Genomic DNA, 25,690 nt, shown 5'->3' on the forward strand with positions numbered 1-25,690 from the left:
TGTGGTCGGTCACGGGGTGGTCGGTCACTGGACTCGGGGGGTGCTGTCCGTCTGCTCGCGCGAGTCGTCGGACCCGCCCTCGATGTGGACGTCGTGCACCGTGATGTTGACCTCGGTGACCTCCAGGCCGGTCATCCGCTCGATCGCGTCGATGACGTTGCGGCGGATGGCCGAGGCGAGGTCGACCAGCGAGACGCCGTAGTCGGCGACGAGGTCGATGTCGACGGCCGCCTGGGTCTCGCCAACCTCGACGGACACGCCCTGCGACTGGTTCACCGAGCCGCCGGCGATGCGCTCGCGGATCGCGCCGACCGCGCGGGCGGCGCCGCCACCCAGGTCGTACACGCCGTTGATCTCCCGCGTGGCGATGCCGGCGATGGTGGAGACCACGACGTCGGCGATGACGGTCTTGCCCTGGCTCGTGGTGAGGTCCGAGGAGCCGCTGCGCCCGCCGCTGGTGCGGGTCGGCGACGTCGAGCTCGACGAGCCCGTGCTGGAGGTCCCGCTGGACGAGGTGCCGCTGGCGGAGCCGGTGGTCTGGTCGGTCATGAGTGGTTCCTCTCGTTTCGGCAGCGCGGTGCGCCGGGTGACAGGTGCTGTCAGTGGGGTAGTCGCGCAGGGTGGCGAATGCGCACGCGACATCGGGTGTGACCTGCATCACATCCCTGTCTTCGGGTGCTGTCCCCCGCCCTGGGTGGCCCCGTGGTCGCCCTGAGGTGACGCGGTATGCCGCGGGCTCGCCGCGGCATACCGCGTCACCATCGCGCCCCAGGCGCGTCATCCCCGTGACAGCCGCGTGGCGTGGGTGCCTCGGGGGCACCTCGGTTCCCGCCGCATGGTGCCGCGCCCAGGCATGCGAGCGCAGTTGCGCGGTGCGAGGATCGCCGGGAGAGCAATGACGAGCGGAGTGGGGGCAGTGGAGGGTCGGGCGCTGGACGGCGAGCTCGTGCGGGCTGCACGACTCGGCGACCGGCTGGCCTTCGAGGAGCTGCTGAGTCGCCACGGCCCGGGTCTGTACCGGTACGCCGTGCGCAGCACCCGCAACGTTGCTGACGCCCAGGACGTCGTCCAGGAGGCGTTCGTCGGGGCCTGGCGCGGGCTCGACGGGTTCGACGGGCGGTCGTCCGTGCGGACATGGCTGTTCGCGATCCTGCACCGCAAGATCGTCGACCAGCATCGCCGGCGGCCCCCCGAGGATCCCGTCGCCGAGCTGCCGGACGACGACCCGCACGCGAGACCGTCGGTCGGGTCGTCGCCGGGACCCTTCGAGACCACCAGCTCGGCCGAGCTGGTGCGCGCGCTGGACGTGGCGCTGCGCAAGCTCCCCTACCGCCAGCGGGCCTGCTGGATCCTCGTCGAGGTCGACGGGCTGACCCAGCCCGAGGTGGCACGCGTGCTGGGGATGACACCCGACGCCGTGCGCGGCCAGCTGTTCCGGGGCCGACGAGCACTGGCCGAACTCATGCGAGAGTGGCAAGGATGAAGCCCGTGAGTGCGACGACGCCGGGTGGCCAGCCCCCCACGGACCCCGGTCCGCAGGGCGCGTCCGACCTGCTCGCCCGCTCGGCCCGCGCCCTGGCCGAGCACGAGGAGTCGACCTGGACCCAGACGCGGTCGCGGGTGCTCGGCGCGGTCCGGCTCGCGTCCCGCGGACGGGTGCTGCTCGAGGCGGCCATGCCCGTCCGCCCGGACCGGCTATCGGACCGGCTCCAGGTGAGCGACCAGGTCCTGGTGTCGGCCATGGCCGTCGCGGTCGAGCACGCCTCCGAGGCGCGACCGCTGCGCATCGAGGTCCACGACCGCGACGGGGTCTGTACCGGTGCGTCCGTCCACGTGTCGGCGCCCTACGGCGCACGCCTCGACGAGCTGGCCGAGGAGGTCCGCGCGGCGGCGTTGGCGACCATCACCGAAGTCCTCGGCGACGTCGACAGTGGGCGCAAGGTCGACGTCCACGTCGACGAGGTCCACATCGACGAGGCGCACGTGGCCGGGGACGACCGTTAGCCCGGGACGACTGCCAGCCCGCGGACGACGTGGTGGCCCGCGGGCGGCGCAGGTGTCAGCGGTCGAGCCAGCTCTGCGCGATCGTCGCTGACCCGACGACCCGGGTGCCCTCGTAGAGCACGACCGACTGGCCGGGTGCCACGCCGCGCAGCCGCGACGACAGCCGCACCTGCACGTCGTCACCGTCGGCCCACGCTTGGGCGGGGACCTCCTCGCCGTGCGCCCGCACCTGGGCACCGACTGCGACGACCCCCTCGGGCGGGGGTCCGCACCAGCGCGCGTGGTCGCCGCGAATCGCGTTGACTCCCAACAGGTCTGCCGTGCCGATGGTCACCCGGTTGGCTCGGGTGTCGACCCCGACGACGTAGCGGGGCGCGCCGTCGAGGGTGGACCGGTCGAGGCCGAGGCCGCGGCGCTGGCCGACCGTGTACGAGTAGGCACCGGCGTGCGCGCCGACGACCTCCCCCGAGTCGGCGTCGACGATCTCGCCCGGCTGCTCGCCGAGGCGGGAGGTCAACCAGCCGCGGGTGTCGCCGTCGGCGATGAAGCAGATGTCGTGGGAGTCGGGCTTGTTCGCCACGTAGAAGCCTCGCTCGCGAGCCTCCTCGCGGATCTGCGGCTTCGTGGTGTCACCGAGCGGGAAGAAGGCGCGGGCCAGCTGGTCGGCGTCCAGCACACCGAGGACGTACGACTGGTCCTTGCCGGAGTCGACCGCGCGATGCAGCTCCCGCCCCCCGTCGGCCCGCTCGACGACCTGCGCGTAGTGGCCCGTCGCGACCGCGTCGAACCCCAGCGCGAGCGCCTTGTCGAGCAGCGCCGCGAACTTGATCTTCTCGTTGCAGCGCAGGCACGGGTTGGGGGTGCGCCCGGCGGCATACTCCGCGACGAAGTCCTCGACCACGTCCTCGCGGAAGCGCGACGCCATGTCCCACACGTAGAACGGGATCCCAAGGACGTCCGCCACCCGGCGCGCGTCACCGGCGTCCTCGATCGTGCAGCAGCCACGGGCCGACTCGCGCAGCGTGGCAGCCGACTGCGAGAGGGCGAGGTGCACCCCGACGACCTCGTGGCCGGCGTCGAGCATGCGGGCGGCGGCGACGGCGGAGTCGACCCCGCCGGACATCGCGGCGACGACGCGCATCAGCCGGTCCAGCCGCTCGCGCGCCGGGCGCGGTCGATTGCCGACGGCAGCGCAGCGAGGACCGCGTCCACGTCGGCCCCGGTGGAGGTGTGGCCGAGCGAGAGCCGCAGGGCCCCCTTCGCCTGCTCCTCGGGGACCCCCATGGCCAGCAGGACGTGGGACGGCTGCGGCACCCCGGCCTGGCACGCCGAACCGGTGGAGCACTCGATGCCCGCCGCGTCCAACAGGTAGAGGAGCGAGTCACCCTCCGTGCCCGGCACCAGCAGGTGCGCGTTGCCCGGCAGCCGGCGCTCGCCGTCACCCTCCTGCCAGGAACCGGTCACCTCGATGCCGTAGCCCAAGCCGAGCGCCTCGCGAATCAGCCTGTCGCGCAAGGCAATCAGCTTCTCCTGCTCCTGCGCCTGCGAGCGGACGGCCTCCTCCGCGGCAACCGCGAACGCACGGATCGCGGGCACGTCGAGGGTGCCGCTGCGCAGCTGCCGCTCCTGCCCACCGCCGTGCGACTGCGGCTTCAGGACGGCGTCGCGGCGGGCGACGAGCGCGCCGACGCCGACCGGGCCGCCGAGCTTGTGGGCGGTGACCGTCATGAGGTCGACGCCGCTGGCCGTGAAGTCCACCGGGACGTGCCCGACCGCCTGCACGGCGTCGGTGTGCACCGGTATGCCGTGGGCGTGCGCGAGCGCGGCCACCTCGGCGACGGGCTGGATGGTGCCGACCTCGTTGTTGGCCCACATGAGCGTGACGAGGGCGACGGACTGGGGGTCCTCGTCGATGGCGGCCAGCACCGCTTCTGCGGTGACGACGCCGGAGGGGTCGGGGTCGACCCAGGTGACCTTGGCGCCCTCGTCGGCGACGAGGTGGTCGATGCAGTCCAGGACGGCGTGGTGCTCGATCGTGCTGGAGATGATCCGGACCCGGGCCGGGTCGGTCTCCCGCCGGGCGGCGAAGGTGCCCGCGATGGCGAGGTTGTCGGCCTCGGTGCCACCGGAGGTGAACACGACTTCTGACGGGCGTGCGCCCAAGGCCTTGGCCAGCCGCTCGCGCGACTCCTCCACGACCCGCCGCGCCTGGCGACCGGCCGTGTGCAGCGAGGACGCGTTGCCCGTGGTGGCCAGCTGCTCGGTCATCGCGGCGATCGCCGAGGGATGCATCGGCGTGGTGGCAGCGTGGTCGAGGTAGGCGGGCACCTGCAAAGTTTACGCGTCAACCGCCGGTGCGCCCGCCCACGCCCACCAGCGCTCTGCGCCCTTCCCGGCCCCTTCGTGTCCCATCGCACACCCCGCCTCGAGTCTTGTCTCATGTCCCGCAACATGCGGTGGCGGTCGCCCCGCGACGGCATGTTGCGGGATGTGAGAAGTCGGCGGGGACTTTGCCAAGTCTTTGCCTACTCGCGCGTAACCGAGCCCCGGACCCTTCGTTGAGCACCGCATAGGACGGACCGGCACCGGCGCCGGTCCAGGCAGGGACGGCGCACCCGCCCGTCCCGGGAAGGGATTCCATGCTCCCCCTGAAACGCACCCGCGTCGCCGTGGTCGCCGCCGCAGCGACCGCAGCCATCGCCAGCGTGGGCCTCTCGAGCCCCGCCTCTGCGGGACTGCTCCCCAGCGGCCAGTCGCTCGCACCGCTGCAGCCGTGGCTCAAGTCGCAGCTCGGTGTGCTCAGCTCGGCCACGCCGACGACGGTCCTCGTCCACGGCACCGACACCGCTGCCGCCACCAGGGCGGTCCAGGCGACCGGCCTGCGCAAGGTCACCAGCTTCGACAAGATCGGCGTCGTGGTCGCCACCGGAATGCCGGCCCAGGTGCAGGCCGTGCGCAGCCAGCCCGGCGTCACCTACGTCGAGGGCAACCAGCCGATCGAGATGAAGCTCAGCACCGCCAACAAGGCGACCCGTGGCGACGAGGCCCGCAACACCCTGACCGGCGCCGACGGCACGGCCTTGGACGGCAAGGGCGTCTCGGTGGCCGTCATCGACTCCGGTGTCGACCCGACCCACCCGTTCCTCAAGAACGCCGACGGCAGCTCGGCCGTCGTCAAGAACCTCAAGATGGTCTGCGACCCGCTCAGCGAGAGCGTCTGCGCGCCGGTCGACGCGGGCCCGGTCAACACCGACCTGCTCGCCGTCGGCGGCCACGGCATGCACGTCAACGGCATCGTCGCAGGCCGCGACGTGACCCTCACCGACGGCACCAAGATGCACGGTGCGGCGCCCGGGGCCAGCCTCGTCTCGATCAGCACCGGCGCGGTCCTGTTCATCATCGGCGCCGACGCGGCACTCAACTGGGTGCTCGAGAACCACGACGCCCCCTGTGGCGCCGGCGTTCCCGCCAGCACCTGCCCGCCGATCAAGGTGACGTCGAACTCCTACGGCCCCAGCGGCGGCGGTGACTTCGACCCGAACTCGGCCACGGCCAAGCTCCAGCGCGCACTCGTCAAGGAGGGCGTCGTGACGGTGTGGGCCAACGGCAACGACGGCGGCGACGGGTCGCAGGACCTGTCCAACCCGCCCGGCAAGGACCCGACCCCCGGCATCATCTCGGTTGCGTCCTACTTCGACCAGGACAACGGCACCCGTGACGGCACCGTGTCCGACTTCTCGAGCCGCGGCAAGGCCGGCGACCAGTCGACCTACCCCGACATCTCGGCGCCCGGCGAGAACATCACGTCGTCGTGCCGCATCTACCTGCCGATCTGCACCACGGGTCTGGACCCCAAGGACGGCGGCGACTACAACACGATCTCCGGCACCTCGATGGCCACGCCCATGATCTCGGGCATCGTGGCGCAGCTGTTCCAGGCCAATCCGGGCGCCACCCCGGCGCAGGTCGAGGCGGCCCTGGAGACGACGGCCTACAAGTACACCAACGGCGCACCGTACGAGGCCGGGAGCAACGGCACGACGAGCTTCGACAAGGGCCACGGCCTCGTCGACGCCGTCGCCGCCGCAAACGCCATCCGCTGAGCGCGCAGCGGATGGCCGAGGCCCCTGGACCCACCCCGTCGGGTCCAGGGGCCTTCCCCTGTCCGCCCTGTCCATCAGCGGGTCGGCGCCGCTGACCCCACCCACCAACGACGAACGCCCCGGACCATGTGTGGTCCGGGGCGTTCACTCGGTATGCCGGCCGGCCGGCATACCGAATCGCGTTGCCTCCGTGCGCCTTTCGGCGCGTGCTCGGTGACCTGTCAGTCAGCGACCGGGTGGGTCAGCCCTTGGCGGCCTTGACCGCCTCGGTGGCCTGCGGCAGCACCTGGAAGAGGTCGCCGACGACACCGAAGTCGACGAGCTCGAAGATCGGCGCCTCCTCGTCCTTGTTGACGGCGATGATCGTCTTCGACGTCTGCATGCCGGCGCGGTGCTGGATGGCACCGGAGATGCCGGCCGCGACGTAGAGCTGCGGCGACACCTGCTTGCCGGTCTGGCCGACCTGCGACGTGTGCGGGTACCAGCCGGCGTCGACCGCGGCGCGCGAGGCACCCACGGCGGCGCCGAGGCTGTCGGCGAACGCCTCGACCGGACCGAAGTCACCACCGGTGCCACGGCCACCGGAGACGACGATCGCGGCCTCGGTGAGCTCGGGGCGGCCGCTGGCCTCCTTGGCCTTGGACTCGGTGATCTTCGCGCCCTTGGCGGCGTCGGAGATCGTCACGTCGACGACCTCGTCGGCGGCCGCGCCCGCGGCCTCCTCGGGGGCGGCCGAGTTGGGCTTGACCGTGACGATCGGGGTGCCCTTGGTGACGGACGCCTTGACCGTGTAGGACCCGGCGAAGACCGACTGGGTGGTGGACACGCCACCGCCCTCGCCGGCCTGGACGTCGACGGCGTCGGTGATCAGGCCGGAGTCGGTCTTGACCGCCAGCCGCGCCGCGATCTCCTTGCCCGCGCTGTTGCTCGGGATGAGCACCGCGGCGGGCGACTTGTCGGCGACGAGCTGGGCCAGCACCTCGGCCTGCGGGGCCACGAGGTAGTCGGTCACGTCGGCCGACTCGACGCGGTAGACCTTCTCCGCGCCGAACTTGGCCAGCGTCTCCTTCGCGGCGTCGAAACCGTCGCCGACGAAGACGGCCGACGGCTCGCCGAGGCGGCGGGCGATGGTGAGCAGCTCAGCAGTGGTCTTGCGGACCGTGCCGTTCGCGTGGTCGACCAGTACGAGAACTTCAGACATGAGGAATCTCCTTGCGGTTCTTGGCGATCCGGCCGGCTCAGACGAACTTCTGCGCGGTCAGGAACTCGGCGAGCTTGGTGCCACCGTCACCCTCGTCGGTGACGATCTGGCCCTGCTCGCGCGGCGGGCGCTTGGTGAACGACTCGACCTTGGTCCAGGCGGCGTCGAGGCCGACCTGCGAGGCGTCGACGCCGAGGTCGGCCAGGCTCCACTCCTCGACCGGCTTCTTCTTGGCGGCCATGATCCCCTTGAACGAGGGGTAGCGCGGCTCGTTGATCTGGTCGGTGACCGACACGAGCGCGGGCAGCGTGGCGACGATGGTCTCGGAGGCGGCGTCGCCGTCACGGCGGATCGTCACCTGCTGGCCGTCGACGGTCAGCTCGGACGCGAACGTCACCTGCGGCAGACCGAGGCGCTCGGCGAGCATCGCCGGGACGACGCTCATCGTGCCGTCGGTGGAAGCCATGCCGGTGAGGACCAGCTCGGGCGTTCCGCCCGCGGCCTTCTTCACGGCCTCGGCGAGGACCAGCGAGGTCGCGATCGCGTCGGAGCCGTGGATGGCGTCGTCCTTGACGTGGACGGCCTTGTCGGCGCCCATCTGCAGCGCCTTCTTCAGCGCGTCGGCGGCCTCGTCGGGGCCGATGGTCACGACGGTGACCTCGCCCTCGCCGGCCTCGACCAGCTTGAGGGCCTCCTCGACGGCGTACTCGTCGAGCTCGGACAGCAGCCCGTCGACACCGACCCGGTCGGTCGTGTTGTCGGACTCGTTGAACGTGCGGTCGGACTGTGCGTCCGGCACGTACTTCACGCAGACGACGATGTTCATGCGGTGATCGTCCTCTTCCAGGTGGGAGTTGAACTGTGGTCAGGTGTCATCCTGTCAGCACCCGCTGCGAATCCCCATGCCAAGGCCGCGTGACGCTCACCACGGGGTGACGCGCACCGCATTCGCACCCGCCGGAGGCTTCGTGACCACACCGCTCACGCTCACCGGCGAGCGCACGGGGCCGGGGATCTGGCACGAGAACTACTGGTTCCGGCGGCACGAGGTCGCGTATGCCGCCGTGCCCGGCTTCGTCGCAGCGCTCACCTCGCGCGCGCCGTCGACCGTGCTCGACGCCGGCAGTGGTGAGGGGTATGCCGCGGAGCTCCTCGGGCGCGCCTGGCCGGGTTCGCGCGTGGTCGGCGTCGACTACGACGCGGCGGCGACGGCACACGCCGCGCGGGCCCACGCAGGTGAGCACGCGGCATACCTGCGGGGTGCCCTGACGGCGCTGCCGGTCGCGGACGCGATGTTCGACGTGACCGTCTCGATGCAGGTGCTGGAGCACATCTGGACACCGGAGGAGTTCGTGCGCGAGCTGGCGCGGGTGACGCGCCCCGGTGGCGCGCTGGTGCTGTCGACGCCGAACCGGCTGACGTTCTCGCCGGGGCTCGGCCGCAGGGAGGTGCCGGCGAACGCGTACCACTGCCGGGAGTACGACGCGACGGAGCTGGCCGGCGAGCTGGCGCGGTGGCTGCCCGGTGCGCAGGTGACGCTGCACGGCGTCCACCACGGCGGGCGGCTGACCGACTGGGCGCAGGCGCACGGGCCGGTGGAGGAGGCCCTGGCGGCGGCGCAGCCCGCGGGCTGGCCTGCGGTGGTGCGCGCGCTCGTGGAGTCGGTGACCGCGCAGGATTTCGCGCTCGGGGAGGCGTCGGACGACTGCCTCGACCTGGTCGCGGTGGTCGCGAACCCGGCCCGCACTGTCAGGGGGTAGTGCGGGCCGGGCCGCGGTGGTCCGGCGAGACCCGGGGTTGCAGGGGGTTTTCCGGGTCCGCCGGACCCTGGAGGGCCCGACCCGCGCGCTGGAGGGGGTTCGCGTGCGAGCCGGACCGGTCGGTGAGGTCGCCGCGCTCGTGTGGCGTGAGGCAACCGTGAAAGAAGAAGAAGTGTGGCTGATGCCCAACGACGACGGAGGCACCGGTGACGGCGCGTCACCTCGTGTGTCGAGGTCCCCTGAGGCGCCGTGGCGTGGTCAGGACGACCGTTTCCGGTCGCTCCCGGTGTTGCATTCCCGAACCCGGTAGAGGGCCGGTCACTAGTTGGCAACGGCTGGCCTGCCGGCATGATTCCCCGATCGGCAGATTGTTTCGGGTGTCCTGGGTCACTGCGGGACGCCGCTACTGGGGGTCACTACTGGACGTCGCCACTGGACCAGGGCTGGAACGCCATCAACGCGCAGCGACGAGCCGGGCGACGGCGTCGGTGACGAAGCCGCGGCGCACCTCCTCGGAGTACGTGTCATCGTCGCCCGCGAACTCCGGCGGCAGCGCGACCCACGCCATCGCGAGGGTGATGACGAGCCCGAGGAGCACGTCCGGCGGGAAGGCGTCGGTGACGACGCCGGCGGCCTGGGCGTCCCTAATGGCCGACACCTTGGCGGCGTTGGCCTCGATGATCGGGGCGATCGAGCGGGGGCTGCCGGTTCGCTCGAGCCGATACCAGGTGGCCAGCCGGGCCAGGTCGGGGCGGCCGGAAAGCTGGTCGTAGAGGCGCCCCGCCGTGCCGGGCAGGTCCCTGGCGTCGAAGTACTCCGCCTGCGCAGCCTGGGTGGCGTACGCACCGAACACGGCGTCGAAGAGGCCGTCCTTGCTGCCGAAGTAGTGGTAGATCTGCGCCTTGTTGGAGCGGGCTGCGGCGGCGATGCGGTCGACCCTCGCCCCGGCGATCCCGTGCTCGGCGAACTCGGCCGTGGCGGCCTCGAGCAACCGCCGGCGGGTCGCGTCGGCGTCGCGCTCCGGGCGAGAGGCTCGCGCCTGTCGGGAGTCGCGCGGTCGGGTGGCGGGCTGGGAGTCGGGCACGGCGGCATACTATCAACTAACCGTCCAGTTGACAGCGCCGGCAGGGCGGCGCACACTGATGTCAACCAAATGGTTAGTTCTCACGAAGGAGCACCCATGACCACCAAGGTCGCCATCGTCACCGGCGCCTCGTCCGGCATCGGCGAGGCCGCGGCCCGCCGGCTCGCCCGGGCCGGGTTCACCGTCTACGGCGCCGCACGGCGCACCGACCGCCTCGCCGCGCTCGCGTCCGACGGCGTCCGCGCCCTCCCCCTCGACCTCACCGACGACGCGTCCGTCGTCGCCGCCGTCGACCAGGTGCTCGCCGAGCAGGGCCGCATCGACGTCCTCGTCAACAACGCCGGCTACGGCTCGTACGGCGCGGTCGAGGACGTGCCGATGGACGAGGCCCGGCGCCAGTTCGAGGTCAACGTGTTCGGGCTCGCGCGGCTCGCGCAGCTGGTCATGCCGACGATGCGCGCGCAGCGCTCGGGCCGCATCATCAACATCACCTCGATGGGCGGGAAGTTCGCGATGGCGTTCGGGGGCTGGTACCACGCAACGAAGTTCGCGGTCGAGGGCCTGAGCGACGCGATGCGCCAGGAGCTCTCGCCGTTCGGTGTCGACGTCGTCGTCATCGAGCCCGGCGCGATCAAGACGGAGTGGGCCGGCATCGCGATGGGTTCGGCCGTGGAGGTCTCCGGGTCCGGCGCTTACGGCGACCGCGTCACCCAGGGCATCGGACGGATGGACACCGGCCGGTTCGGGTCGCAGCCGGAGGTGGTCGCCAAGGCGATCGAGCGCGCCGCGACGGCGCGCCGTCCGAGGACGCGGTATGCCGTGGGCATGGGCGCCAAGCCCGCGATCGCCGCCCGCAAGGTGCTGCCCGACCGTGTGCTCGACGCCGTCATCGCGCGCGGGCTCGGCTGACGCGGCTCGACTGCCTCGGGGCGCCTCGGGGCGGCTCAGCGAGGCTCAGCGGGGCCTGCGCCAGCGCATCGTGAACAGCTCGGGCACGTAACCGGTGGGGCGGTCGGTCGAAGCGCGGTACTCGGTCGGAGTCTGGCCGACGATGTCGGTGAAGGTGCGGCTGAAGGTGCCGAGGCTGCTGAAACCCACCTCCATGCAGATGTCGGTGACGCTGCGCTCCGACCAGCGCAGCATCTGCATGGCGCGCTCGACGCGACGGCGCTGGAGGTACCGGTAGGGCGTCTCGCCGTAGGCCTTCTTGAACTCGCGGATGAAGTGCTCGCGGGACATCAACGCGACGGCGGCCAGTCCCGGCACGTCGAGGTCGTCGCGGTAGCAGCGGTCGATCGTGTCGCGGGCGCGCAGGAGGCGGCGGTTGCGATCCTCGCGTTCGTCCACGACGGTCACCCTAGACGGCACTTTCGGAGAAGCACCCGGGTGGACACGCGGCATACCGTCGTCACGACGGGCCGGATGGCCCATCAGGACAGAGCCCGTCACGTGCACCCAACTTGCTTCTCACGAAAGAGGATTCAGCCATGCTCAAGCGCAACAACATCTCGTCCATCTATGTCCTTGACCAGGACGAGGCACTGCGGTTCTACACCGAGGTCGTCGGGCTGGAGGTGGCCCAGGACCTCGACTTCGGACCGATGCGGTGGCTCGCGGTACGTGTGCCCGGTGACCCCAAGACGATCCTGCTGGAGAAGCCCGGCGAGCCCGGCATGGACGAGGCGACGGCAGCGCAGGTGCGTGACCTCGTGACCAAGGGCGCCGGCGGCGGATGGCTGGCGTTCGACACCGACGACCTCGACAGCCTGTACGCCTCGATGAAGGAGGCCGGGGTCGAGTTCACCCAGGACATCGTCGAGCAACCGTACGGGCGGGACTTCGCCATCCGCGACCCCTTCGGCAACCACCTGCGTTTCGGCGACGTCAAGAGCGAACGCCTCTGAGCGAGCGGTCGGCTCCCACCGCCCCACGAGCCGCACGAGCCACGGTCGGTCGTCGGTGGTCCCGCCTAGTCTTCTGAGCATGGGCGCGTCCACCGAGGCCGACGACCTCTCTCCGGCCGTCGTCGCGCGGCTCGGCGAGATCTGCCTGGCGCTGCCCCAGGCGGTCGAGCAGGACGCGTGGCGAGGCGTGCGCTGGCGGATCCGGCAGCGGACCTTCGCCCACGTGGCCCATGTCGACCCGGCCGACGGATCGGTCTTCAGCCAAGCGGCTCCGGTCCCCCACGCGGTCGACGTGGTGACCTTCCGGTCCTCCGGCGAGGAGCTCGAGTCGCTGGTGCGCAGCGGCTACCCGTTCTACAAGCCGCAGTGGAGCCCCACCGTCGTCGGGCTGGCGATCGAGCACGACGTCGACTGGGCCGAGGTGGCCGAGCTGCTGACCGAGAGCTACTGCCTCATGGCGCCGCGCAGGCTGGCGCGGTTGGTGGCGCCGCCCTCGGGGTGACCACGCCCGCCGTGGGGCAGACTGCTCCCTCGTGACTGCCGTACCGGGCGCGTTCTGCCTCGTCCTGCACTCCCACCTGCCGTGGGTGCCGGGACACGGCGTGTGGCCGCTCGGTGAGGAGTGGCTGTTCCAGGCGTGGGCCGAGTCCTACGTTCCCCTCGTGGCGGAGCTGGATTCGCTTGCGGCCGAAGGCTTTCGCGACGTGCTGACGCTCGGGGTGACGCCAGTGCTGGCTGCGCAGCTCGACCACCCGAGGATGCGACGCGAGGTCGGCACGTGGGTGGGGTTGTGGGAGCAGCGGGCGCGTGAGCTGGGCTTCTCGCCCGCCCAGTCGCGCCGGGAGGCCGCGGAGCGTGAGTATGCCGCTGCCGCCAGGACTGCTTCGCAGCTCGAGTCACGCTGGTCGGCCGGAGGCTCACCGGTCTGGGCGTCGTTGCGGGACAACGGGATCGTCGAGCTGCTTGGTGGCCCCGCCGCGCACCCGCTGCTGCCGCTGCTGCAGCCGTCGTTCGTCGACGTGCCGCTGCGGGCCGGGATCGACGATGCGGTGTGGCGGCTCGGCGCGCGGCCGCGCGGGGTGTGGCTGCCCGAGTGTGCGTGGGCTCCAGCGCTGGCCGCTCCCCTGTCGGCGGCGGGTGTCGGACACTTCGTGGTCGACGAGCAGACGGTGCGCGACTCCGGCGGTCACCCGCATGCTGCGTGGCAGGTGGCGGGCACGGATCTCGTTGCGGTGCCACGGGATCTGGACGTCACCAACCTCATCTGGTCGTCGCGAACGGGCTACCCCGCTGCCGGTGCGTACCGGGACTTCCATGCACGCGAGGAGTACACGGGCGTCCGGCTCTGGGCCATCACCGAGCCCGACGTGGGCGAGCACCGCAAGCGCCCCTACGACCCCGCCGCGGCCGATCGCCAGCTGGAGCACGATGTCGAGCACTTCGTCGGCGCGGTGCGCGAGCGGCTCCTCGGCCTGCACGAGGCGCACGGACGACCGGGACTGGTGACCGCGGCATACGACACCGAGCTCTTCGGCCACTGGTGGCACGAGGGGCCCGACTTCCTGGGGCGGGCGATCCGGGCCCTCGCAGCCGCGGGCGTGAGGGTCACGACGCTCACCGGCGCGATCGACCAAGGCCTCGTCGCGGGCGAGCTGGACCTGCAGAGCGGGTCGTGGGGAGCAGGCAAGGACTTCTCGGTCTGGGAGGGCCCGGCGGTCGCCGACCTCGCCCACGAGAACGAGTGGCTACAGCGCCGCTGGCTCGACCTCATGGCAGCCGAACGCGCCGCGGGACGGCTGCAGACGCGCCGACGCGACCTCGACCAGCTCCTCACCTCGCTGTTCCACGCCCTGTCGAGCGACTGGGCGTTCCTCGTCACCCGCGGCCAGTCGGTCGACTACGCCCGCGACCGTGCCGAGCTGCACCGTCGCGAGTTCCATGCCCTGGCACAGCTGGTGGAGGACGGCCGCTCCGACGACGCAGCGCTCACGGCCGCACGAATGGGCCTGCGCGACAACGCCTTCCCCGAGCTCGACGCACGAATCCACGGCTGAAGCTCGCACGGCTGACGGGCAGGTGCGGCGCCGGATGTCCCCGGTGTGGCGCGCACCTGCCCGTCGTCGATGGGTGTGCTGGTCGGGTCAAGACCCCAGATCAGTACCCCAGTCCGTGACCGAACGGGAAGAGCTCGCCAGACCCGTCGGCCTTGGGGATCGAGACGGGGAGCTTGCCCGTCGGGTTCACCTCGCCGTACATCACCTTGACCAACGCCTCGATCTGGTGCGAGGTGTAGCCGTAGGAGTCGAGCACGGTCGGCGCCTCGGGGAAGGAGGCCACGTCGTACGGGTTGCGCATGGCCGTCACCACGACTGGCTTGCCGGTGGCGAGCAGCGCCTTGACGAGCCGGGTCTGGGCCGCGGCGGCAGCCGTCGGCTGACCGGTCGCCGCGCTGATGGCATACGCGTTGTTGGTCGACACCACCACGAGGTCGGAGGCCTGTGCAGCTGCCACTGCACTGTCGATGGCGGCGGCCGACGGGGTGGTGCCTGACTCCCGGACGGTCGTGGTGGCGCCACGCTTGGCGAATGCCGCCGCCATCGTCTGCGTCGTGGTGACACCCCAGCCCGCCACGAGCACCTTGCGCGGGCCAGCGGCCAGCGGCAGGACCGAGTCGTCGTTCTTGACGAGCGTCGTCGTGCGGTCGGTGATCGCCTGCGCGTCGGCGAGGTGCTGCGGCGCACCCATGATCTGCGGCGCCGCAGCGACGTCGACGAACGGGTCGGCGAAGATGCCTCGCTTGTACTTGTGCATCAGCACCCGGTAGACGGACTCGTCGAGACGCTGCTGGCTGATCGTGCCGTCCTTGACGGCGTCGAGCACCGCACCGTAGGCCGTGTCCATCTGCGGCGGGATCAGCAGCTGGTCGGCGCCCGCGAGCAGGGCCTGGACCGGGGCCACGTTCGGCGGGTAGGTCGCGGTTGCCCCCGCCATGTCGAGTGCGTCGGTGACGATGAGTCCGTCGAAGCCGAGCTGCTCGCGCAGCACCCCGGTGAGGATCTTCTTGCTCATCGTGGCGGGCGCGCCGGACGGGTCGACGGCCGGGAAGACCACGTGGGCGGTCATGATCGTGTCGACGCCCGCGGCGATGGCAGCCTTGAACGGCGGCAGGTCGATCGCGTTGAACTGCTCCAGCGTGTGGGTCACCTGGGGCAGGCCGTAGTGGCTGTCGGTGCCGGTGTCACCGTGGCCCGGGAAGTGCTTGGCCACCGCGGAGACCCCGCCCGCGTGGTAGCCGTTGATCTGGGCCACCGCGAGCTTGGACACCAGCGCCGGGTCGCTGCCGATCGAGCGGATGCCGATGACGGGGTTGTTCGGGTTGATGTTGACGTCGGCGACCGGGGCGTAGTCCTGGGTCAGACCCACGGCCGCGAGCTCGGTGCCGATGACCTGCGCCGAGCGGGTCGCGTCCGCCTCGGAGCGACCGGCGCCGAGGGCCATGTTGCCGGGCATCTGGGTCGCGGGCGGGCCGAAGCGGGCGACCAGTGCGCCACCTTCCTGGTCCACCGCGATCTGCAGCGGGATCTTCGCCTTCTGCGCGAGCGCCGCGGACTGCAGCCCGTTGGACAGCGTGGCGACCTGTGCCGGGTCGCCGATGTTGTCGTCGTTGTTGCGGGTCGTGAAGTAGATGACGCCGCCAGGCTGGTACTTGGCGATGGCCTGGGCGGGCGTGTCGACGCCGTAGAGCCTCTGGTTGGTCGCCTTGGCCGTGTCGCTCACCGTGTTGGCGTCACGGCCCGCCACCTCGATCACGAAGAGCTGTCCGACCTTCTGCTCCACCGACATGTGGCGCATGAGCGAGATGACCTTGCCACGGTACGGTGCGTCACCCGAGTGCCCGGGGCCGTCTGCGACGGCCGCGGTCTGGCCGGCGCCGGCCACCAACCCCAGGGACACGAGGGCGACCAGGGGCCGGAGCAGTCTTCGGCTCGGCCGGGTCGAGGCTGATCGTGCGGACATTTGTTTCCTCCAGAGCTCTACTCACGGAAAAAAGACACAAAGCGACACTAGGCCCGGCGGCCCGGGTTGGGAAGAGGATGAGGACGTGAAGACGACGTCGGGTGACTTCGAGCTGACGATGGACGAGCTGAGAGCCGTTGCCGCGTATGCCGCATCGTGCGCCGAGCCGTCGCTCGTCATCTTCCGGACGGCCCTCCCCCGCGACCCCCGACCCGCGGCCGCGATCGAGGCCGCACGGGCCTTCGCCGAAGGCGCGCCGCGCTCCCGGCTCCAGCGGACTGCCGCCGCGGATGCCCTCAGGGCGGCCAAGGACGCACCGACCGATGCCGCCTCGCACGCCGCCCACGCGGCCGCGGGAGCCGCGTCCGCGGCATACCTGCACCCGCTGGCGAAGGCCACCCAGGTCAAGCACGTCCTCGGGCCGGCCGCCCACGCGGCACGGGCGGCCGAGCTCGCCCGAGGCGACGACCCCGTGGTGGCCGAGTACGTCCTCGACGCCGCCGCCAAGCGCGCAACACCAGTGGTCCTGGACGTGCTGTCGCGCTACCCGCGAGCTCCCAAGGGGCGCACCAGGATCGCCGAGCTCACGACCCGCCTCGACAGCCTGCTGCGCGACCCCAAACCTGAGCCCCGGGTCGTGGACGACCCCGGCCCGTTCTTCCACGGCACCCGCGCCGACGTGGCCGTCGGGGACCTGCTCACGCCCGGCTGGAAGTCCAACTACGGGTCGGGGCGGCAGTCCAAGCACATCTACGTCACCGCCCTGCCCGCCGGGGCCCCGCTCGCCGCCGAGTTGGCCCGCGGCGACGGGCCTGCGCGGGTCTACCGGGTCGAGCCGCTGGGCCGGCTCGAGGACGACCCCAACGTCACCGACAAGCGGTTCCCCGGCAACCCGACCCGCTCCTACCGCACGACCGAGCCGATCCGAGTGGTCGAGGAGGTCGTCGGGTGGGAGCCGCCGCCGGCAGAGCAGGTCCGACACATCAGGGAGCAGATGGGCAAGCTGGCCGAGCTCGGCATCGAGGCCATGGACGACTGAGCCAGGCGGTCAGTCGCGCCGCACCGCGTCGGTCATCATGGCGGCGAGCCAGGTGGTGAAATCCTTTTCACGCCAACCGCATTCGTGCACCAGGGTGTCGTAGTGGACCGGATCGTTGAAGAACCAGATCGCGTCGACCGTGCGGCCGTCGGACGCACGCCGTGACCGTGACCCAGCAACCTTGCGGACCTGGTCGACGACCATCTGCGCGCCAGCGCGGCGGTTGCGCTGGGTGCGTTCCCAGAGCTCAGCCACTTCAGGCCCGGCGTCGGAGGCCCGACGCACCACCTCGAACAACCGCCCAGCACGCCGACCGATGACGGTGCAGACCTCGGCATACGCGGCGACCACGCCCTCCGGGCTGTCGGCGTCCCACACGGGCCGGAACCACGGGCGTTCCGCCACGGGCACGGGCTCGTCGTCCCCGGCGAGAGCCTCGTCCAGCACTGCGCTCAGCAGGGCGGGCTTGGACCCGAAGACCGTGGTGACGGTCGGTCGCGACACCCCTGCCGCGGTCGCCACCTGCGCCAGCGACGTCGGCCCGTAGCCCTGCTGCTCGAAAAGCCGGGTCGCCGCCACCACGATTGCGTGCCGCGTCCGCCGGGCACCTTCCTCACGCACCGCCGAACGGTAGGGGCGTGTGCCCTGGTCGGAACTCTTGACGACTGCCACAGCTTGAGCATACCTTTCGCATATTCAACATACTCATGTGCTAGTGAAAGTAGGCGGCCACCATGGAGACGACCACCGCGAGCCCCTACCTCCTGCGGCCCGACGAGGGCGAGGCACTCTGGTTCCTCGGAAACCTCGTCACCCTCAAGGTGACCGGCGCCCAGACACGTGGCGCACTCACCGTCGCCGAGTTCCTCAACCCGCCGGGCTTCGCTCCGCCACTGCACCGTCACGTCATCGAGGACGAGATGTTCTACGTGCTCTCGGGAACGGCCGAGTTCCGTTGTGCGGGAATGTCGCTCGCGGCCGAGCCCGGCGACTTCGTGCTGCTGCCTGTGGGTCTCCCGCACACCTTCCTCGTGGGTTCTGACGAGCCGCTCAGGGTCCTGCAGATCACGAACCCGGCGGGCTTCGAAGGATTCGCGGCGGCGGTCGGCGAGACCGCCACCCGACGGGAGCTGCCAGACCCCGGGCCCATCGACCCCGCCGCACTCGGACACGCGGCCGCCCAGCACGGGATCGAGCTCCTCGGACCTCCACCAGCCGCCTGACCGCCCCCGTCGCCGACGGAGGGGCCTGGCGTCTGCCTCCCTAGACTCTCGACGTGAGCCGAACTATCCGTCGTGTGGCCGTGTTCTGTGGTTCGAGCCCGGGCGTCGACCCGGACTGGACCAAGCAGTCCTACGAAGTGGGGCGAGGCCTGGCCGAGAAGGGCATCGGGCTCGTCTACGGTGGTGGCGGCTCGGGGCTGATGCGCGAGGTGTCGCAAGGAGCGCTCGACGCCGGGGGCGAGGTGATCGGGGTGATGCCGCGGTCGATGATCGAGCGCGAGTGGGGCCGCGCCGACCTCACCGCACTGCACGTCGTCGACACGATGCACGAGCGCAAGGCCCTGATGGCCGCGCTCGCCGACGCGTTCCTCACCCTGCCGGGCGGGCTCGGCACGCTCGAGGAGGTCATCGAGGTCTGGAGCTGGCGACACATCGGCTTCAACGACGACCCCGTCGCGTTCCTCAACCTGGGTGGGGTCTGGACCACGCTGCTGAAGGCCCTCGAAGGGCTGGTCGACGCCGGGTTCATCCAGCCTGCGGTGCTCGACGACGTCGTGGTCGCCGAGGACCTCGACAGCGCCCTGGCCGGTCTGACCGCGCGGCTGTGCGACGAGTCGGGCGACGAGCCAGGTGGCGGGCGGAATGGCGGGTCAGGGCAGCGCTGACGCAAGCCGCTCGACGGTGCCGTCGACATCGGTGAGCTTGTCGAGACCGAAGAGGCCGACCCGGAACGTCGAGAACCCCTCGGCTCACCGACCATGAGGGGAACGCCCGCAGCCACCTGCAGCCCGCGCTGCTTGAGCGCCGCGCCGCTCTTGATCTCGGGGTCGTCGGTGTAGGACACGACGACGCTGGGGGCCGCGAACTCCGGCGCGGCCACGGACGGGTAGCCGCGGTCGGCGAGCAGCGCGCGGACCTTGGTGCCCAGGTCGAGCTGCGCGTCGCGCAACCGGTCGAGCCCCGCGTCGCGCGTCTCGAGCATGAGCGCCGCGTCGCGCGCGAGCGTGTCGGTCGGCATGGTGGCGTGGTAGGGCGTCTGGCCCTGGGTGTAGGCCTCGCTGATCGTCAGCCACTTGCGCAGGTCGAGGGCGAAGCTTGTCGACGTCGTGGCCATCACCTGCTCGCGGGCCGCCTCGCCGAGCATCACGAACCCCGCGCCCGGTGAGCCGCTCCAGCCCTTCTGCGGGGCGCTGAGCAACACGTCGACCCCGAGCGACTTCATGTCCACCCACATCGCACCCGAGGCGATGCAGTCCAGGACGAAGAGGCCGCCGACACGGTGGGTGGCCTCGGCGACGGCCCGGACGTAGTCGTCGGGCAGCAGCATCCCCGCCGCCGTCTCCACGTGTGCCGCGAAAACCACCTCGGGCCGCTGCTCCTCGATTGCCGCGACCACCTCCTCGACCGGCGCCGGCGTCCATGGGGCGCGCGGTTCGTCGGAGACGGGACGTGCGCGGCATACCGTGCTGTCACTGGGGATCGACCCGGCCTCGAAGATCTGCGACCAGCGGGCCGAGAACAGTCCGTTGCGGACCACGAGGGTGCGGCGACCCGTCGCGAGCTGGCGCGCGACGGCCTCCATGGCGTAGGTGCCGCCGCCGGGCACGACCGCAACCGTGTCGGCGCTGTACGTCGTGCGCAGGACGTCGATGATGTCCTGCATCACGCCGACGAAGCGCTGCGACATGTGGTTGAGCGAGCGGTCGGTGAAGACGACGGAGTACTCGAGCAGTCCGTCTGGGTCGATCTCGGGGCGCGGCAGGGTCACCTCAGCAGGTTGCCACATGGGGTGCGGCACGCGCAGGCGTGAACGCTCAGCGGCGGGTCTTGACGACCCTGCCGGGTATGCCGGCGACGACGGCCTTGGCGGGGTAGGTCCCGCGGGCGACCGCCGAGGCCGCGACGACCGTGTGGTCCCCGATGCGGGTGCCGCGCGTGACGACCACCTTGGTGCCGAGCCAGACGTCGTTGCCGATGCGCACGGGGGTCTTGACGATGCCCTGGTCCTTGACGGGGATGTCGAGGCGCTCGGTCACGTGGTCGAAGTCGCAGATGTAGACGTCGTCACCGAAGAGGCAGGCTCGCCCGACGGAGAGGTCGATCCAGCAGTTGAGGGTGTTGCGGATGCCGATGACCGACTTCTCGCCGATGCGCAGAGTGCCTTCGTGGGCGCGAACCCGGGCGTGTGCGCCGAAGTGGGTGTAGGCGCCGATCACCATGCGCCCGTAGCCTTCCCGCACCTCGAACCGCACGTCCGGGCCGATGAAGCACGGCCCCTCGAACCGCAGCGACGGGTAGCGCGCGCTCGCCCGGGCCATGCGCAGGTAGGACGCGAGGTGGTGCCGGGTGAACGCTCCGTTGGCCAGCGCCCAGCCGACCCAGCGCAGCCATGCGAGCGGTCGTGGCAGCCCCCACGGTGCGTGTTCGCCGTGCTCGGCCGGCGACATGTCGGCGTCGGCTGCGCTGCTCATGCTGCGTCCTCGTGGAAGCCCTCGGCTGACCCGGCCGGATCAGCCGGGCTTCACCCCGGTGATGCCGACGTTGTAGAAGAACTGAGCGGGCACCACCTTGGCCAGCACCCCGTCGAGCGCGGAGAGACGGCGCCACGACCCGTAGGCAAACATCGCCCAGTTCCAGCCGAGGGCTCCGGGCTTGACGGCCGCCTCGAAGGTGCGGACCGGCCAGCCGAGGAGCGCCGCCGTGAGCTCCTCGGTGCGCGTCTGCACGTCGACGGCACCGGCTCGCTCGGCCATCGCGGCGAGCTCGGTCGGGTCGAACGTGTGCAGGTCGACGATGGCCTCGAGCGCCGCGGCGCGCGACGACTCGTCGAGCTCCTCCTGCGCCTTGGCCCACTTCTCGCGCAGCGGCGGGAGCTTGGTGAGGGCGGTTGCTGCCTTCCACGTGACTCGTCCGAGTCGGCGCGCGTACCAGTCCCCGATCGTCGTCGGCTCGCCCGCGATGACGAACCGGCCGCCGGGCTTGAGCACCCGCAGCATCTCGCGAAAGGCAGCTTCCACGTCAGGGATGTGGTGAATCACCGCGTGACCGACGACGACGTCGAACGTGTTGTCGTCGTATGGAATTCGCTCGGCGTCGGCGACCCGCCCCGAGACGCTGAAGCCCAGCATCTCGGCGTTGCGCTTGGCCGCCTCGACCATGCCCGGCGACAGGTCGGTGACGTGGACCTCGTCGAGCACCCCGGCCTGCTTGAGGTTGAGTGAGAAGAAGCCGGTGCCGGCACCGAGCTCGAGCGCCCTGGCGTAAGGCCACGGCTCGGGACGACCGGTGATGGCGACGAACCGGTCACGGGCGTAGTCGATGCAGCGGCGGTCGAAGGAGATCGACCACTTGTCGTCGTAGGTCTGCGCCTCCCAGTCGTGGTAGAGCACCTGGGCCAGCTTGGTGTCCTCATAGGCCGCAGCGACCTCGTCCGCGGTCGCGATGGGGTGCGGCGCGGGATCCTTTGCGTCCGAACGCGATCCGGGTGAGGCCTTCGTCTTCGCCGCCACTCAGCGACCCTCGAACTTCGCCTTGCCGGGGCCGTTCTCGACGAACGACTTCATGCCGATCTCCCGGTCCTCGGTCGCGAACAGGCTGTGGAACAGCATCCGCTCGATCTCCAGCCCGGTCTCGAGGTCGACCTCGAGACCGCGGTCGATCGCGTCCTTGGCCGCACGGATCGCGACGCTCGCACCGCCCACGTACGGCTCGAGCCGAGCCCGCGACGCGGCATACACCTCGTCCGCCTCGACGACCTCGTCGACGAGCCCGATCGCCAGGGCTTCGTCGGCGCTGACGAAGCGACCGGAGAAGACGAGGTCCTTCGCCTTGGCGGGGCCGATGAGACGCGAAAGTCGTTGCGTGCCACCGGCACCCGGGATGACTCCGAGCAAGATCTCGGGCTGGCCGACCTTGGCGTTCTTGGCAGCCACCCGGAAGTCGCACGCGAGCGCGAGCTCGAGCCCACCGCCCAGGGCGTAACCGGTGATGGCCGCCACGGTCGGCTTGGGGATGCGTGCGACGGCCCGCGTGAAGTCCTGGAGCAGCTGGCTGTAGTCCGCCATCTCCGCGTAGGACTTGGTGGCCATCTCCTTGACGTCGGCGCCGGCGGCGAAGACCTTCTCGCCGCCGTAGACCACGACGCCGTAGACGTCGGCGCGCTCGCTCACCTCACGAGAGAGCTCCATGAGCCGCTGCCCCACCTCGGCGCTCAGCGCGTTCATCGGGGGACGGTTGAGGCGCAGTGTGGCGATGCCGCCCTCGACCTCGAGGGTCACCAGGTCGCTCATGCGGGGCCCCCGCGAAGTATCTGGAGGAGCGCAGCGGGGGAAGAACTTCGTGGGGTGCTCATGCGGGGTCCCCGTCGGGGGCGGGCTGGCCGGCGCCGGGGCCGGTGGGGCCGCCCTCGCCGCCCATGATGCGCTCGTGCCACAGCTGCACCGCGGCCAGGACGAGCTGGATCGAGACGTTGACGAGCACCGGCACGTCGCTGCCGGGCGTGACCACGTGCTCGCTGGTCACGACGAGGGTGTCGTTGGCGAGACCGGCCTTGACGCAGTTCATCTGCAGCGAGATCTCGTTGCAGGTCGACAGCCGCGTCAGGGGGTCGCTCGGAACCGCGTCGCTGATCGCCCACTGCCCGAAGACACGCATGATCTGGACGTCGCCCTCGGTGCAGCGAACGAAGATCTGCTGGTCCTGCACGGTGAACGCCACGTCGCCGTCACCGTCCACGTTGGGCGCGAGCCCCGCGTCGATCAGGGCGTCGAGGACGCGCCCGCGCAGCGGGTGCTCATCCGGCGGGGGCGGGAAGTTCGGGAGGGCCGTGGGGTCGCTCATGGGGTCAACCGTAACCAGTGCCTAGGCTGAGGGCCATGCCGCCCGCCACGCGCACGCGTGACCTTCCTCCCACCCCGGGAATGACCCTCGTCGAGGGCGGCGCCGACTTCGCGGTGTATGCCGGTCACGCCGAGTCGGTGGACGTGTGCCTGTTCGAGCCGGGAGACGTCGACGGCCGCACGGAGCGCCGGATCCCCCTCGTCCAGCGCACCCATGGCACGTGGTTCGGGTTCCTGCCGGGTGTCGGGCCGGGTCAGCGGTATGCCGTGCGCGCAACGGGGCCGTGGCGTCCCGCCGAGGGCTTGCGCTACAACGGTTCCAAGTTGCTGCTCGACCCGTATGCCCGCGCCATCGAGGGCGAGGTGACGTGGGGGCCGTCGCTGTTCGGGCACCGGGTCGACGACCGGCTGCGCGGTGACGACACCGTTCCGTCGTCGCTGGACAGTGCCGGGTCGATGCCGCGCTGCGTGGTCGTCGACGGCTCGTTCGACTGGGGTGACGACGCACCACCACAGGTGCCGCTCGCCGACTCGGTCATCTACGAGGCGCACGTGCGCAACCTCACCAGGCTCCACCCCGAGGTGCCCGAGCACCTGCGTGGCACGTATGCCGGCGTGTGCCACCCGGCCGTCATCGCGCACCTCAAGGCGCTGGGCGTGACGACCATCGAGCTGCTGCCCGTGCACTCCTTCACCTCCGAGCCCGAGGTGGTGCAGCGTGGACTCACCAACCACTGGGGCTACAACACGTTGGGCTTCTTCGCCCCCCACGCGGCATACGCCTCCACGACCGACCCGCAGGGTGCGCTCGATGAGTTCAAGGGAATGGTGAAGCTCCTGCATAAGGCGGGCATCGAGGTGGTGCTCGACGTCGTCTTCAACCACACTGCCGAGCAGTCGGCGCGCGACGGGGCGACCCTGTCGTGGCGGGGGCTCGACAACCGCGCCTACTACCGGATCGACGACCGCGGGCAGGACATCGACGTGACGGGGTGCGGCAACACCGTCGACCTGCGCCACGCGATGGTCTGCCGGATGGTGCTGGACTCGCTGCGCTACTGGGTGAGCGAGTGCCACGTCGACGGGTTCCGGTTCGACCTCGCCGTGGCGCTCGGGCGCGGTCGCGCCGACGAGTACGACCCGAACCACCCGTTCCTCGTGGCGTTGCGGACGGACCCGGTGCTGTCGCGGGTCAAGCTCATCGCCGAGCCGTGGGACGTCGGCATCCACGGGTGGCGGACGGGTCAGTTCCCGCCGCCGTTCTCGGAGTGGAACGACCGGTTCCGTGACACCGTGCGGACGTTCTGGCTCCAGGACCTGGGGGCGGCCAGCGCAGGGCAGGCCGGTCACGGTGTGCGCGAGCTCGGGACCCGGCTGGCCGGCTCGCAGGACCTCTTCGGGGCGCGCGACCGCAGGCCGGTGGCGTCGGTCAACTTCGTCGCCGCCCACGACGGCTTCACCGTCGCGGACCTAACGCGCTACGACACCAAGCACAACGGCGCGAACGGTGAGGGCAACCGCGACGGATCCGACGGCAACCGGTCCTGGAACCACGGCATCGAGGGCGGTGTCGACTCGGGGGTGCCCGCGGCTGAGCTGGAGGCTGTGGAGGTCCGGCGGCGCCGGTCGATGCGCAACCTGCTGGCCACGAACCTGCTCGCCACCGGCGTCCCGATGCTCAACGCCGGCGACGAGTTCGGGCGCACCCAGGGCGGCAACAACAACCCCTACTGCCAGGACAACGAGACGTCGTGGTTCGACTGGAATCTCTTTGCGTGGCAACAGGATCTGCTCGCCACCACGCAGTTCCTCACCCGGTTGCGGGCCGAGCAGCCGGTCCTGCGCCAACGCACCTTCTTCACCGGCCGGCCGGTGCACGACGACGGCTCGACCGACCTGGCGTGGTTCGACGCCTCCGGTGAGCTGATGGCCAACGGGCGGTGGGAGGACCCTGGCACCCGCACGCTGCAGATGTTCCTGAACGGCGCCTACCTCGGCCACCCGTCCCTGCTCGTCGTCCTCCACGGCGGCGCCGACGACGCGACGGTCACCCTGCCCTCCCCACCCGGCCTCGCGGCATACCAGCTGCTCTGGGACTCCGCCCTCGAGGTGCCGAACGAACCCGGGCCATCGACCCCGCCCGGCCCGGTGGAGGTGAGCGCCGCGAGCCTGCGCGTCTACCGCGCGATCGACGAGACCTGAAACCCTGTCCGCGGGCGTCCCCGCAGGACTACCCTTGGTCCACGGGAACACTTCCCGCTCAAGGGGGTCGGCATGTTCGACATCAACATCTTCGAGATCTTCCTCTTCGGTGTGTTCGCGCTCGGGGCGATGGCTGCACTCGTGGGTCTCGGGTATGCCGTGGGCCGCAGGGTGCGCGACCACCGAACCCCCGAGCAGAGGTGGGCCGACGAGCACGGGGACGGCGACGACACGCAATTGCGCAACGGCAGCCGCATGGTGGGCGGCATCACCTTCGGCAACCACCGCTGACTACGGTCACCGGCGCCGCCGGCT

The 25,690-nt window shown here is 71.0% G+C and carries 26 protein-coding genes and 2 pseudogenes; 14 read left to right on the forward strand and 14 right to left on the reverse strand.

Going from position 1 to position 25,690, the window contains the following annotated elements:
* Positions 1-24: 24 nt before the first annotated feature.
* Entirely contained in the window at positions 25-549 is a 525-nt protein-coding gene (locus HJG52_RS09415) for an Asp23/Gls24 family envelope stress response protein (protein ID WP_171243350.1), read from the reverse strand.
* Between the two features lie 346 nt (positions 550-895).
* On the opposite strand from HJG52_RS09415, the gene HJG52_RS09420 reads away from it, so the two are divergent.
* Positions 896-1,483 carry an RNA polymerase sigma factor gene (locus HJG52_RS09420; protein WP_171243351.1) on the forward strand — a complete coding sequence of 196 codons (588 nt, stop codon included), beginning with the start codon at positions 896-898 and terminating at the stop codon, positions 1,481-1,483.
* Positions 1,484-1,488: 5 nt separating this feature from the next.
* Positions 1,489-2,004 carry a hypothetical protein gene (locus tag HJG52_RS09425; RefSeq protein ID WP_171243352.1) on the forward strand — a complete coding sequence of 172 codons (516 nt, stop codon included), beginning with the start codon at positions 1,489-1,491 and terminating at the stop codon, positions 2,002-2,004.
* A 55-nt stretch (positions 2,005-2,059) separates the two neighbouring features.
* Here HJG52_RS09425 and mnmA read toward each other — a convergent pair whose 3' ends face one another.
* Together mnmA and HJG52_RS09435 are read right to left on the reverse strand one after the other, a co-directional pair.
* Positions 2,060-3,145, reverse strand: coding sequence for a tRNA 2-thiouridine(34) synthase MnmA (gene mnmA / locus HJG52_RS09430; RefSeq protein WP_171243353.1), 1,086 nt, complete (start codon positions 3,143-3,145; stop codon positions 2,060-2,062).
* The gene (locus HJG52_RS09435) at positions 3,145-4,332 is read right to left on the reverse strand and encodes an aminotransferase class V-fold PLP-dependent enzyme (RefSeq protein WP_171243354.1); all 1,188 of its coding nucleotides are present in this window, start codon (positions 4,330-4,332) and stop codon (positions 3,145-3,147) included. The genes mnmA and HJG52_RS09435 overlap by 1 nt, the downstream gene beginning before the upstream one ends.
* Before the next feature lie 311 nt (positions 4,333-4,643).
* Here HJG52_RS09435 and HJG52_RS09440 point away from each other — a divergent pair, with 311 nt between their 5' ends.
* The gene (locus HJG52_RS09440) at positions 4,644-6,107 is read left to right on the forward strand and encodes a S8 family serine peptidase (RefSeq protein WP_171243355.1); all 1,464 of its coding nucleotides are present in this window, start codon (positions 4,644-4,646) and stop codon (positions 6,105-6,107) included.
* Between the two features lie 241 nt (positions 6,108-6,348).
* On the opposite strand, the gene HJG52_RS09445 is transcribed toward HJG52_RS09440, so the two are convergent.
* On the reverse strand, positions 6,349-7,308 hold the full coding sequence (locus HJG52_RS09445) for an electron transfer flavoprotein subunit alpha/FixB family protein (RefSeq protein WP_171243356.1): 960 nt from the start codon (positions 7,306-7,308) through the stop codon (positions 6,349-6,351).
* Positions 7,309-7,345: 37 nt separating this feature from the next.
* The gene (locus HJG52_RS09450) at positions 7,346-8,134 is read right to left on the reverse strand and encodes an electron transfer flavoprotein subunit beta/FixA family protein (protein WP_171243357.1); all 789 of its coding nucleotides are present in this window, start codon (positions 8,132-8,134) and stop codon (positions 7,346-7,348) included.
* A 142-nt stretch (positions 8,135-8,276) separates the two neighbouring features.
* Here HJG52_RS09450 and HJG52_RS09455 point away from each other — a divergent pair, with 142 nt between their 5' ends.
* The gene (locus tag HJG52_RS09455) at positions 8,277-9,068 is read left to right on the forward strand and encodes a methyltransferase domain-containing protein (protein WP_206070491.1); all 792 of its coding nucleotides are present in this window, start codon (positions 8,277-8,279) and stop codon (positions 9,066-9,068) included.
* 454 nt (positions 9,069-9,522) lie between these two features.
* Here HJG52_RS09455 and HJG52_RS09460 read toward each other — a convergent pair whose 3' ends face one another.
* Positions 9,523-10,152, reverse strand: a complete 630-nt coding sequence (locus tag HJG52_RS09460) for a TetR family transcriptional regulator (RefSeq protein ID WP_171243359.1) — start codon at positions 10,150-10,152, stop codon at positions 9,523-9,525.
* Positions 10,153-10,248: 96 nt separating this feature from the next.
* Between HJG52_RS09460 and HJG52_RS09465 the strand changes: the two genes are divergently transcribed.
* Positions 10,249-11,061, forward strand: a complete 813-nt coding sequence (locus tag HJG52_RS09465; protein ID WP_171243360.1) for an oxidoreductase — start codon at positions 10,249-10,251, stop codon at positions 11,059-11,061.
* Positions 11,062-11,106: 45 nt separating this feature from the next.
* Here the strand turns inward: HJG52_RS09465 and HJG52_RS09470 are convergent, their stop codons facing one another.
* Positions 11,107-11,499 (reverse strand): helix-turn-helix domain-containing protein, encoded by a 393-nt coding sequence (locus HJG52_RS09470; protein WP_346767660.1) that lies wholly within the window; start codon positions 11,497-11,499, stop codon positions 11,107-11,109.
* A gap of 140 nt (positions 11,500-11,639) precedes the next feature.
* Between HJG52_RS09470 and HJG52_RS09475 the strand changes: the two genes are divergently transcribed.
* The 3 genes from HJG52_RS09475 to HJG52_RS09485 all read left to right on the forward strand — a co-directional run bounded on the left by HJG52_RS09475 (position 11,640) and on the right by HJG52_RS09485 (position 14,110).
* A complete protein-coding gene (locus HJG52_RS09475) occupies positions 11,640-12,056 on the forward strand; it encodes a VOC family protein (protein ID WP_171243362.1) in 417 nt (138 codons plus the stop codon).
* Positions 12,057-12,135: 79 nt separating this feature from the next.
* Positions 12,136-12,558, forward strand: a complete 423-nt coding sequence (locus HJG52_RS09480; RefSeq protein WP_171243363.1) for an MmcQ/YjbR family DNA-binding protein — start codon at positions 12,136-12,138, stop codon at positions 12,556-12,558.
* 31 nt (positions 12,559-12,589) lie between these two features.
* Positions 12,590-14,110, forward strand: coding sequence for a 1,4-alpha-glucan branching protein domain-containing protein (locus tag HJG52_RS09485; protein WP_171243364.1), 1,521 nt, complete (start codon positions 12,590-12,592; stop codon positions 14,108-14,110).
* Positions 14,111-14,210: 100 nt separating this feature from the next.
* On the opposite strand, the gene HJG52_RS09490 is transcribed toward HJG52_RS09485, so the two are convergent.
* Positions 14,211-16,073 carry a glycoside hydrolase family 3 protein gene (locus tag HJG52_RS09490; RefSeq protein WP_171243365.1) on the reverse strand — a complete coding sequence of 621 codons (1,863 nt, stop codon included), beginning with the start codon at positions 16,071-16,073 and terminating at the stop codon, positions 14,211-14,213.
* A gap of 118 nt (positions 16,074-16,191) precedes the next feature.
* Here HJG52_RS09490 and HJG52_RS21855 point away from each other — a divergent pair.
* Positions 16,192-16,542, forward strand: a pseudogene (locus tag HJG52_RS21855) (putative immunity protein); the annotation flags it as partial.
* A 135-nt stretch (positions 16,543-16,677) separates the two neighbouring features.
* Positions 16,678-17,112 (forward strand): NAD(+)--rifampin ADP-ribosyltransferase, encoded by a 435-nt coding sequence (arr, locus tag HJG52_RS21860; protein ID WP_430413347.1) that lies wholly within the window; start codon positions 16,678-16,680, stop codon positions 17,110-17,112.
* 9 nt (positions 17,113-17,121) lie between these two features.
* Here arr and HJG52_RS09500 read toward each other — a convergent pair whose 3' ends face one another.
* Positions 17,122-17,733 (reverse strand): TetR family transcriptional regulator, encoded by a 612-nt coding sequence (locus HJG52_RS09500; RefSeq protein WP_206070493.1) that lies wholly within the window; start codon positions 17,731-17,733, stop codon positions 17,122-17,124.
* A gap of 113 nt (positions 17,734-17,846) precedes the next feature.
* Between HJG52_RS09500 and HJG52_RS09505 the strand changes: the two genes are divergently transcribed.
* Entirely contained in the window at positions 17,847-18,335 is a 489-nt protein-coding gene (locus HJG52_RS09505; protein ID WP_171243367.1) for a cupin domain-containing protein, read from the forward strand.
* A gap of 80 nt (positions 18,336-18,415) precedes the next feature.
* A complete protein-coding gene (locus HJG52_RS09510; RefSeq protein WP_346767737.1) occupies positions 18,416-19,000 on the forward strand; it encodes an LOG family protein in 585 nt (194 codons plus the stop codon).
* Positions 19,001-19,497: 497 nt separating this feature from the next.
* Here HJG52_RS09510 and HJG52_RS20725 read toward each other — a convergent pair.
* The 5 genes and pseudogenes from HJG52_RS20725 to HJG52_RS09535 form a co-directional block, all read right to left on the reverse strand.
* Positions 19,498-20,121: pseudogene (locus HJG52_RS20725) on the reverse strand (aminotransferase class V-fold PLP-dependent enzyme); the annotation flags it as partial.
* 28 nt (positions 20,122-20,149) lie between these two features.
* Positions 20,150-20,806: an acyltransferase gene (locus HJG52_RS09520; RefSeq protein ID WP_240977772.1), complete on the reverse strand. Its 657-nt coding sequence runs from the start codon at positions 20,804-20,806 to the stop codon at positions 20,150-20,152.
* Between the two features lie 39 nt (positions 20,807-20,845).
* A complete protein-coding gene (locus HJG52_RS09525) occupies positions 20,846-21,844 on the reverse strand; it encodes a methyltransferase domain-containing protein (protein WP_171243368.1) in 999 nt (332 codons plus the stop codon).
* A complete protein-coding gene (locus tag HJG52_RS09530) occupies positions 21,845-22,624 on the reverse strand; it encodes an enoyl-CoA hydratase/isomerase family protein (protein WP_171243369.1) in 780 nt (259 codons plus the stop codon).
* 58 nt (positions 22,625-22,682) lie between these two features.
* The gene (locus tag HJG52_RS09535) at positions 22,683-23,174 is read right to left on the reverse strand and encodes a hypothetical protein (protein WP_171243370.1); all 492 of its coding nucleotides are present in this window, start codon (positions 23,172-23,174) and stop codon (positions 22,683-22,685) included.
* Positions 23,175-23,209: 35 nt separating this feature from the next.
* Between HJG52_RS09535 and glgX the strand changes: the two genes are divergently transcribed.
* Both glgX and HJG52_RS09545 read left to right on the forward strand, forming a co-directional pair.
* On the forward strand, positions 23,210-25,375 hold the full coding sequence (glgX, locus tag HJG52_RS09540) for a glycogen debranching protein GlgX (RefSeq protein ID WP_171243371.1): 2,166 nt from the start codon (positions 23,210-23,212) through the stop codon (positions 25,373-25,375).
* A 72-nt stretch (positions 25,376-25,447) separates the two neighbouring features.
* Positions 25,448-25,666: a hypothetical protein gene (locus tag HJG52_RS09545; RefSeq protein ID WP_171243372.1), complete on the forward strand. Its 219-nt coding sequence runs from the start codon at positions 25,448-25,450 to the stop codon at positions 25,664-25,666.
* Positions 25,667-25,690 lie beyond the last annotated feature (24 nt).

Origin of the sequence: Knoellia koreensis (assembly GCF_013041615.1) — a bacterium.
Lineage (GTDB): Bacteria > Actinomycetota > Actinomycetes > Actinomycetales > Dermatophilaceae > Pedococcus > Pedococcus koreensis.

Bases quoted from the DNA above. Each gene is read 5' to 3' on its own strand.
- HJG52_RS09415 (WP_171243350.1), bottom strand. From the start codon at position 549: ATGACCGACCAGACCACCGGCTCCGCCAGCGGCACCTCGTCCAGCGGG.
- HJG52_RS09420 (WP_171243351.1), top strand. From the start codon at position 896: ATGACGAGCGGAGTGGGGGCAGTGGAGGGTCGGGCGCTGGACGGCGAG.
- mnmA (WP_171243353.1), bottom strand. From the start codon at position 3,145: ATGCGCGTCGTCGCCGCGATGTCCGGCGGGGTCGACTCCGCCGTCGCC.
- HJG52_RS09440 (WP_171243355.1), top strand. From the start codon at position 4,644: ATGCTCCCCCTGAAACGCACCCGCGTCGCCGTGGTCGCCGCCGCAGCG.
- HJG52_RS09445 (WP_171243356.1), bottom strand. From the start codon at position 7,308: ATGTCTGAAGTTCTCGTACTGGTCGACCACGCGAACGGCACGGTCCGC.
- HJG52_RS09450 (WP_171243357.1), bottom strand. From the start codon at position 8,134: ATGAACATCGTCGTCTGCGTGAAGTACGTGCCGGACGCACAGTCCGAC.
- HJG52_RS09465 (WP_171243360.1), top strand. From the start codon at position 10,249: ATGACCACCAAGGTCGCCATCGTCACCGGCGCCTCGTCCGGCATCGGC.
- HJG52_RS09475 (WP_171243362.1), top strand. From the start codon at position 11,640: ATGCTCAAGCGCAACAACATCTCGTCCATCTATGTCCTTGACCAGGAC.
- HJG52_RS09480 (WP_171243363.1), top strand. From the start codon at position 12,136: ATGGGCGCGTCCACCGAGGCCGACGACCTCTCTCCGGCCGTCGTCGCG.
- HJG52_RS09490 (WP_171243365.1), bottom strand. From the start codon at position 16,073: ATGTCCGCACGATCAGCCTCGACCCGGCCGAGCCGAAGACTGCTCCGG.
- HJG52_RS09505 (WP_171243367.1), top strand. From the start codon at position 17,847: ATGGAGACGACCACCGCGAGCCCCTACCTCCTGCGGCCCGACGAGGGC.
- HJG52_RS09520 (WP_240977772.1), bottom strand. From the start codon at position 20,806: ATGAGCAGCGCAGCCGACGCCGACATGTCGCCGGCCGAGCACGGCGAA.
- HJG52_RS09530 (WP_171243369.1), bottom strand. From the start codon at position 22,624: ATGAGCGACCTGGTGACCCTCGAGGTCGAGGGCGGCATCGCCACACTG.
- HJG52_RS09535 (WP_171243370.1), bottom strand. From the start codon at position 23,174: ATGAGCGACCCCACGGCCCTCCCGAACTTCCCGCCCCCGCCGGATGAG.
- glgX (WP_171243371.1), top strand. From the start codon at position 23,210: ATGCCGCCCGCCACGCGCACGCGTGACCTTCCTCCCACCCCGGGAATG.
- HJG52_RS09545 (WP_171243372.1), top strand. From the start codon at position 25,448: ATGTTCGACATCAACATCTTCGAGATCTTCCTCTTCGGTGTGTTCGCG.